Origin of the sequence: Penaeicola halotolerans (assembly GCF_016464625.1) — a bacterium.
GTDB lineage: Bacteria > Bacteroidota > Bacteroidia > Cytophagales > Cyclobacteriaceae > Penaeicola > Penaeicola halotolerans.
On record NZ_JAEAGO010000254.1, the window covers coordinates 1 to 231 of the forward strand.

1 protein-coding gene is annotated in these 231 nt (G+C 39.0%); it reads left to right on the forward strand.

The window, feature by feature from the left end:
- Positions 1–21: 21 nt before the first annotated feature.
- Positions 22–231, forward strand: a 210-nt coding sequence (locus I5349_RS14195) for a hypothetical protein (protein WP_226391409.1), incomplete at its 3' end; no start/stop codon positions are given.

Here is a 231-nt window from a genome sequence, read left to right on the forward strand (position 1 = left end):
TCAGCGAAATCAATTACACAGATGCTAAAGGCCTTTTATTTTTCACTTCCAATACAGTTGCTTGTCACGCATTTCAAGGAAAACATTTTGCTTCTGATCATTTGGTTGCTACTTTTTCTGATCGTTACGGGCAGGTTTGTTTCCGTCTTAGGCATTCCTTATTTGGTCCTAGATCCTGAGTATCTCAATCAGGTTGTCTTCACTTCTTCTTTCATCATCGGTTTTGTAGTG